General features: G+C 30.4%; 11 protein-coding genes. 8 read left to right on the top strand and 3 right to left on the bottom strand.

The features are described from left to right. Positions 1 to 196: 196 nt before the first annotated feature. Positions 197 to 904: a CPBP family glutamic-type intramembrane protease gene (locus tag PUD86_08100; protein MDD6777240.1), complete on the bottom strand. Its 708-nt coding sequence runs from the start codon at positions 902 to 904 to the stop codon at positions 197 to 199. 135 nt (positions 905 to 1,039) lie between these two features. Next, positions 1,040 to 1,510: a hypothetical protein gene (locus PUD86_08095; protein MDD6777239.1), complete on the bottom strand. Its 471-nt coding sequence runs from the start codon at positions 1,508 to 1,510 to the stop codon at positions 1,040 to 1,042. A 174-nt stretch (positions 1,511 to 1,684) separates the two neighbouring features. On the opposite strand from PUD86_08095, the gene PUD86_08090 reads away from it, so the two are divergent. From PUD86_08090 to PUD86_08065, 6 genes are all read left to right on the top strand, one after another. Continuing rightward, positions 1,685 to 2,803 (top strand): tocopherol cyclase family protein, encoded by a 1,119-nt coding sequence (locus PUD86_08090; protein MDD6777238.1) that lies wholly within the window; start codon positions 1,685 to 1,687, stop codon positions 2,801 to 2,803. Then, positions 2,800 to 3,498 carry an SEC59/DGK1/VTE5 family protein gene (locus PUD86_08085; GenBank protein ID MDD6777237.1) on the top strand — a complete coding sequence of 233 codons (699 nt, stop codon included), beginning with the start codon at positions 2,800 to 2,802 and terminating at the stop codon, positions 3,496 to 3,498. The genes PUD86_08090 and PUD86_08085 overlap by 4 nt, the downstream gene beginning before the upstream one ends. 127 nt (positions 3,499 to 3,625) lie before the next feature. Then, positions 3,626 to 3,877 carry a 2TM domain-containing protein gene (locus PUD86_08080; GenBank protein MDD6777236.1) on the top strand — a complete coding sequence of 84 codons (252 nt, stop codon included), beginning with the start codon at positions 3,626 to 3,628 and terminating at the stop codon, positions 3,875 to 3,877. After that, entirely contained in the window at positions 3,878 to 4,153 is a 276-nt protein-coding gene (locus PUD86_08075) for a 2TM domain-containing protein (protein MDD6777235.1), read from the top strand. Between the two features lie 3 nt (positions 4,154 to 4,156). Further along, positions 4,157 to 4,597: a LytTR family DNA-binding domain-containing protein gene (locus tag PUD86_08070; protein MDD6777234.1), complete on the top strand. Its 441-nt coding sequence runs from the start codon at positions 4,157 to 4,159 to the stop codon at positions 4,595 to 4,597. Positions 4,598 to 4,605: 8 nt separating this feature from the next. Then, a complete protein-coding gene (locus PUD86_08065) occupies positions 4,606 to 5,031 on the top strand; it encodes a DUF3021 domain-containing protein (protein ID MDD6777233.1) in 426 nt (141 codons plus the stop codon). 7 nt (positions 5,032 to 5,038) lie between these two features. Here PUD86_08065 and PUD86_08060 read toward each other — a convergent pair whose 3' ends face one another. Beyond that, positions 5,039 to 5,440 (bottom strand): DUF3795 domain-containing protein, encoded by a 402-nt coding sequence (locus PUD86_08060; protein ID MDD6777232.1) that lies wholly within the window; start codon positions 5,438 to 5,440, stop codon positions 5,039 to 5,041. A gap of 83 nt (positions 5,441 to 5,523) precedes the next feature. Here PUD86_08060 and PUD86_08055 point away from each other — a divergent pair, with 83 nt between their 5' ends. Next, positions 5,524 to 5,673 carry a hypothetical protein gene (locus PUD86_08055; GenBank protein ID MDD6777231.1) on the top strand — a complete coding sequence of 50 codons (150 nt, stop codon included), beginning with the start codon at positions 5,524 to 5,526 and terminating at the stop codon, positions 5,671 to 5,673. Continuing rightward, positions 5,663 to 6,295 (top strand): J domain-containing protein, encoded by a 633-nt coding sequence (locus tag PUD86_08050; GenBank protein ID MDD6777230.1) that lies wholly within the window; start codon positions 5,663 to 5,665, stop codon positions 6,293 to 6,295. The genes PUD86_08055 and PUD86_08050 overlap by 11 nt, the downstream gene beginning before the upstream one ends. The last annotated feature ends 15 nt before the right edge of the window (positions 6,296 to 6,310 follow it).

The raw sequence follows: 6,310 nt of genomic DNA, 5'->3' as shown, positions 1-6,310 counted from the left end.
ACTACAGACAAACCAATCCAGAAATAATAAAGAAATTATACAAAACTAAAGAAGGAATTCTGACATTTTTAGACTTCCAAATGCAAAATTGGACTCAAAATCACATAAAAATTAAATAAGCCTATAAAATTTTACAGACTCTTTTTTTTAAAAAAATAGATAAAAATAGATAAAAATAGTAACATTAGCTACTATTTTAATAACCAATCATTTTTACGAGTTCAAGTATGGAATCACGTAATACATGAATTATATAAGAAATCCATACGTTTTTTGTTTTTAAAAATGCATAATATTCAAATATCGCACCAAAACCCTGTATAAATAATATTTGTATTATTCTACCGCTGTAAGCATTATAATGGACTAAACCGAATATTGCCATAGATAATATAAGGCCTACAAATAATGAAATGCTACGGTTATTGGTATATTTGTACAATACAAACATAATGAGCAATAAAAGAAGTATTTTAAAGAATTCTTCACCCATTAATTGAATACACATTATTATTAATGTCATTAGGGATGCTGGATCATTAGTACTTGCATGAGCAGCCATATTTCCAACAAGATTTTGCAAAATAAATCCTATAGCTATTGTGTAGATATAAATCCCAATTAAACATAAAATTATTATTTTTATATCTCTAAGCTTTGGTTTTTTAAAGAATATGTTATAATTACCTTTGCAGATGTATAATGCAGGTATAACTGATGTTAAAAAAATAGCTACTGGGAGATATTCACCAGGTATGCGTATTACAGTTAGATATCCTATTGTTAATAGAATAGATGAAAGTACAAGTCCCCATTCAACTGTCGACAGCTTTGGTGTGCCGTTATAAAATGGAATGTCAATTCCATCATCCATAAATTCAAATTTTTCCTTTAATGAAACCATATAAATCACTAATTTGTTCACTTAATAATATTTTTATCTAAATATTTAAATTTAGAATATTTGATGGTGATTTTATAATGGTTTTATTTGAATAATATATAAAAAAAGAGTTTTTGGATGCTGATGCATCCATTTTTATAGTTCGTTTCCATCTTTATCAAAGACTTTGTCTACTTTTTTAATGTCACTGTTTTCTCCAATTGGTTCTCCTTGAATGTAAGTTATGTAAAACTCGTTTTCAACAGGCACGGAGAAAAAGTCGTCAGCACCATATTCAGAACTTATTTTCTGTCCTAAAATATTGGATTTGGTAGCAACATTGTCACTAAAGTATTTTGAAACTTTATGATTTACTGCTAGATGGAATAGTGGATTTAATTTTCCTATGTTATTTTCACTACTGGTTGTTACATAGTAAACTGATCCGTTTTTTAATTCTATATTGAAAGTATATCCTGTTTTGTGCTGTATGCTATCATGAGGATAATGATTAAATTTATCTCCTGGGCCAACATGTACTTTTTCGTTAGCTGCTGAAACAGCACTTATCATTGATATTGCAATGAGTAGGGCTGTTATAAGAATTAATGTATTTTTAAGCCTCATTTTTTCACCCCTATTTATTCTTATTAAATTTTTATTATGCTTCATTAATATTTATTTTGGTATTTCAAAATAAATGCAATGTTTGTTCATAATTGTATTATTCTTGTTTTAATAAAGCCAATTTATTTAAAAGACATTGAACAAATCTAATAATGTATTATTGGAGGATAAATAATGAATAAAAGTGATTTGAAAAGAAATTATTATATGCTCAAGGGACCACTTGCCAAAAAAGGTTATGACTGGTGGTGGCATTCTTTAACTGCATATGATAAAGAAACAGGTGAAGAAAGACCATTTTTTATTGAATACTTTGTATGTAACCCTGCATTGGCTGAAGAAGAACCTACTCTTGGCCAATTGCCTGAAAACCAAAAAGCTGGTAAAAAACCATCTTACTGTATGATTAAAGCAGGTACATGGGGTAAAAATCCTAAACAGATTCATAATTTTTATTCAATGAAATATTTCAACTGCCCTGATGATGAATTAAATGTTCAAGTTGGGGATTGTAGTCTTACAGAAACTCATATGAAAGGGTTTGCAAGAGTTAGCGAAGAAGATGCTAAAAATCACCCTGAATATATGAGTGATGCTGGAGATATGATGTGGGATTTAGACATCGATAAACAAATTACTTTTAATGTAGGTTATGGTGCAAATAGCCTATTTAGAAAATTAAACTCTTTTGAAATGTTCTGGCATGCTGAAGGAATTAAAACACAATATAGTGGAACTATCTGGCTTGACGGCAGAGAATATGAAGTAATTCCTGAAAAATCCTATGGTTATGCAGATAAAAACTGGGGTGGAGACTTTACTTCACCATGGCTTTGGATTTCATCATGTAACTTAACAAGTCTTATTACTGGTAAAAAACTTAACAATTCCGCATTTGAAGCAGGTGGAGGAAAACCAAAAGCATTTGGAATATCTATTCCTCGTAAATTGTTAATTGGATTTTACTATGAAGGTAAAATGTATGAATACAACTTTGCAAGATTCTGGAACCTTGTAAAAATCGATTTTGATTTTGAAGAAGGTGATGAAGTACATACATGGAGAATCAATGCAAGTAATAAAAACTCCAAAATGGAACTCGTACTTTACTGTAAACGTGATGAAATGATGTTATTCAATTATGAGGCTCCTAATGGTAAAAAATTACACAACCGTTTATGGAATGGTGGAAACGGTTGGGGTGAAATCAAATTATATAAAAAAGATGGAACTCTCATTGATCATGTTAAAATGGAAAATGCTGGCTGTGAATACGGAGAGTATGATAAATGATATTCACAGATATTCTTGCATTAATTGTAGTATATATTTATGTTGCAGTCATTTTTGTTGTAGCTGAAATGGTTTTAAAAACAAGACCTGAAGTTTCACGTAAATTTTTGCATATTATGGTAGGTAATATGATATTTGCAATGCCATTTTTTGCAGATCCGTGGAATATGGTTTGGTTTTTAACATTGCCAATTACAATTGCACTATTCTTCTTAACTGAATATTCTCCAATTAAAATTAAAAATAGTGTTACTGAATCCGGTCATGCATTAGGATTATTCTTCTATGCGGGGATTTGGACAATTTTAATTGCAATATTTGCATCTATTGCTCCTGCAGGAAATCCTAAATTCTTCATTTGGATTGTAGCATTAGCTATTGTGCCTATGGTATATGGTGATGGATTTGCAGCATTAATTGGTCAGAAATTTGGTAAAGTCAAATACTCAATATTTGGTGGAACCAAATCTCTTGAAGGATCACTTACCATGTTTGTGGTCACATCTGTTATGAGTGTATTTGTATGGATGGTTTTTGCTTCAATTGGATGTACAATGCCTGAATTCAATATAGTTTATATATTGGCAATTTCAGCAGTTACAACTGCATGTGAAGCATTCAGTTATGGTGGAATTGATAACTTAACTGTTCCTGCAATGACTTCTATTTTATATTTATTAGTAGCTCTTCTATAGCTACTTAATTTCTTATTTTTAATTACTATTTTTTGCATTTCAGTTCCAATATTATGCATCTTGGACATATTGCCAATTAGTCATTTATATATTACTTTACTAACTTTTATTATCGAATGGTGATAATATGCATGTAAGAGAAAAGGCAGAAAAAAGAGTGGATGCAAAAATCAGGTTTCAAGAAAATTTATTTAAGTTTATAGTTTCAAATACTATATTGGCAATTGTTTGTTTCGTATTCTTGGGAGATTTCTGGTTACTCAAATTTGCAATGTTATTTGGTGGAATTGCTCTTTTAAAAGATCTTTTTGATGCATATCCAATTAGTTACAATCGTGAAAGAATTGTTGAAAATGAACTTTCAAAAAGAGGTGATTAGATGAGTGACAGTTTAAGGGTAATTGCTGAGAGAAGAGCAGATGCAAAAATAGAATTTTATAAAAGCTTTACAATATATCTGATTGTAAATGCTGCACTGGCTGTTGTTAACTATATTTTCACTCTGGAATTCTGGTGGGTTGTATTTCCAGTATTCTTTTGGGGAATTGGAATTGCAGTCGAATTCTTAAAGGCATTTGTGTTCAGCAGCAGATTTGACAGTAAAGAATACAGGGAACGAAAAATTCAAGAAGAGATGGAAAAACTAAGGAAATAAAATATGAAGGTAAATTTATTTGTTTCACGAGATATTGAAGAGCCGTATGCTGACATTCACACCAATGAATTGACAGATAATATCACAAAAGCAATGTTAATTCTTGAAAGTGATGATTCAAATGAAATGCTGGCAGTTAAAAGGGGATCTGACATAGCATTATTGGAATTTAGTGAGATTTTCATGTTTAGAGTTGAGGATAAACAGGTCAATGTATATACAGAAAATCAGGAGTATATCATTAAAAAGCCATTGTATCAAGTTGAAGAAACTTTAACAAGTGATTTTGTCCGTATTTCAAAAACCACTATCGTTAATCTAAAAAAGATAAAAAGAGTGGCTCCTTCACTTAAGGGAATGATGTTTATAGAACTTAAAAACGGCTTGAAGGATAATATCTCAAGAAAATATTTGCCTGAATTTAAAAGGGCTTTGGATTTATAGGTGATTTCATGAAACTGGATTTAGTTAGAAGATTAGCATTCGGAGCATTTGTCGGATGTTTTGTTGTAATGTGTGTCATGGTAATGATATCTCTTCAAGTAGGGCCTGAAACTATTCGATTCAGCGGTATTGATATTATAAATGCATTTCTCGGAACAATTGTTGTTGGTTGGGCATTCTCCTTAAGTGGTTTGATTTATGAAAATGAGAATGTTGCATTCCCTCTTCAGGTTATCTTTCAGATGGTTATTGGTATGGGAGTATTGTTTGCAGTTGCAGTATACTTAAAATGGATGCCAATTAATCTTGGAATCGGTCCAATAATAACATGGATTGCAATAGCTTGCATTTTTGCAGCTGTTTTCTGGGCTAGTTTTTATATATATTATTATTTGGTTGCACGTGATTTGAATAATAAATTGAACAGTAAATAGTTTTTTTCTATTTACTTTCATATCCGCATTCACTACATGTTTTGCTTTGGAATTTAATAACACCACCGCATTCTGGACATAACCATTTATCACGGTCCTGACTCATCATACGGCCAATTCCGGTAGTTTTAATTCTTTTGGCACTTTCAAGGGTGTTCAAATCATGTCTTTTAATATATTTTTTTGAATGCTTTTTCATGAGTGGGCATGGAAACTCACTGCAGCGTCCGCAATAGCTGAAATTCTTAGAATCAAAGCAGGTTTTAATTTTACACTTTAAGCTAGCTTTACTTTTTCCGTCATTGCTGATTAAACAGCCTCCACATGGATTTTGATATTTTTCACAGCTAATACAATTAATTCCGCATGGGGCAAGTAATTTTGAATCTATAGTTTCCGGCATTTTCATAATGTCACACTCAATAATAAGAAAGGTATATATTTATATAATTCTATATTTAACTTTATAGTTATCGAAATGATGTGATAAAATTGTCATTAATCATTCATCCTGAATTTGAAAAATTAAAAAATAAGTTATCTGATTTGATATTTGAATATCAGGAGCTTACTTTACATATATGTCCTAATATAGAAAGGGAATATCTTTTAAACTTCGGATTGCTCGAGCATGATCTCTAAAAGAGATGTTGAGTTGTCTATTCTTAAAAGAAAACTTGGATTGCTCTATATTCAAATTAACAGTCAGGACGAGGTCAATCTTGACTTGATTGATGAAGCGTTAAAAGAAGAGTTTTTAGAATATGAGCACAATATCAAACTTCAAATGGAAGAATTGGATGAACTGATTGGTGATAAAAAGTTCCATAAGCTCTCAAAAAAGAATGCCAAAAGGCTTAAGTCACTTTATAAAGAATGTGTTTTAAAGTTACATCCTGATTTACATCCTGATCAATCTGATTATAGAAAAAAACTGTTTATACAAATCACTGAAGCATTTCAGATGGGTAATCTAGATGCACTTGAATCATTATACTATTTTATTCCAAATAAGAATATTGGTCCTGAATTAGACTTAAAATCTGAAGTTGAAAGATTAAATGAATTGATTGTGTATAATGAAATAGAAATAGCTAAAGTTAAGAAGAGATATCCATACAATAAAAAGGATATGCTTTCCGGTGAATGCAATATAAACAGGTATAAGTTAATGCTTAAAAATCTAATTATTCAATTTGATGAGGATATCTTAAGTTATAAAAATAGAATTTCTGATTTATATGGCAAATATTCAAAAAATTGATTCTGAAGTGTCTGA

The sequence above is a fragment of the Methanobacteriaceae archaeon genome (assembly GCA_029219465.1).
Classification (GTDB): Archaea; Methanobacteriota; Methanobacteria; order Methanobacteriales; family Methanobacteriaceae; genus Methanocatella.
This window is presented reverse-complemented; position numbering and strand designations above follow the sequence as displayed.

Coding starts and splice junctions, on each gene's coding strand:
- PUD86_08100 (MDD6777240.1), bottom strand. CDS start 904: ATGGTTTCATTAAAGGAAAAATTTGAATTTATGGATGATGGAATTGAC.
- PUD86_08095 (MDD6777239.1), bottom strand. CDS start 1,510: ATGAGGCTTAAAAATACATTAATTCTTATAACAGCCCTACTCATTGCA.
- PUD86_08090 (MDD6777238.1), top strand. CDS start 1,685: ATGAATAAAAGTGATTTGAAAAGAAATTATTATATGCTCAAGGGACCA.
- PUD86_08085 (MDD6777237.1), top strand. CDS start 2,800: ATGATATTCACAGATATTCTTGCATTAATTGTAGTATATATTTATGTT.
- PUD86_08080 (MDD6777236.1), top strand. CDS start 3,626: ATGCATGTAAGAGAAAAGGCAGAAAAAAGAGTGGATGCAAAAATCAGG.
- PUD86_08075 (MDD6777235.1), top strand. CDS start 3,878: ATGAGTGACAGTTTAAGGGTAATTGCTGAGAGAAGAGCAGATGCAAAA.
- PUD86_08070 (MDD6777234.1), top strand. CDS start 4,157: ATGAAGGTAAATTTATTTGTTTCACGAGATATTGAAGAGCCGTATGCT.
- PUD86_08065 (MDD6777233.1), top strand. CDS start 4,606: ATGAAACTGGATTTAGTTAGAAGATTAGCATTCGGAGCATTTGTCGGA.
- PUD86_08060 (MDD6777232.1), bottom strand. CDS start 5,440: ATGAAAATGCCGGAAACTATAGATTCAAAATTACTTGCCCCATGCGGA.
- PUD86_08050 (MDD6777230.1), top strand. CDS start 5,663: ATGATCTCTAAAAGAGATGTTGAGTTGTCTATTCTTAAAAGAAAACTT.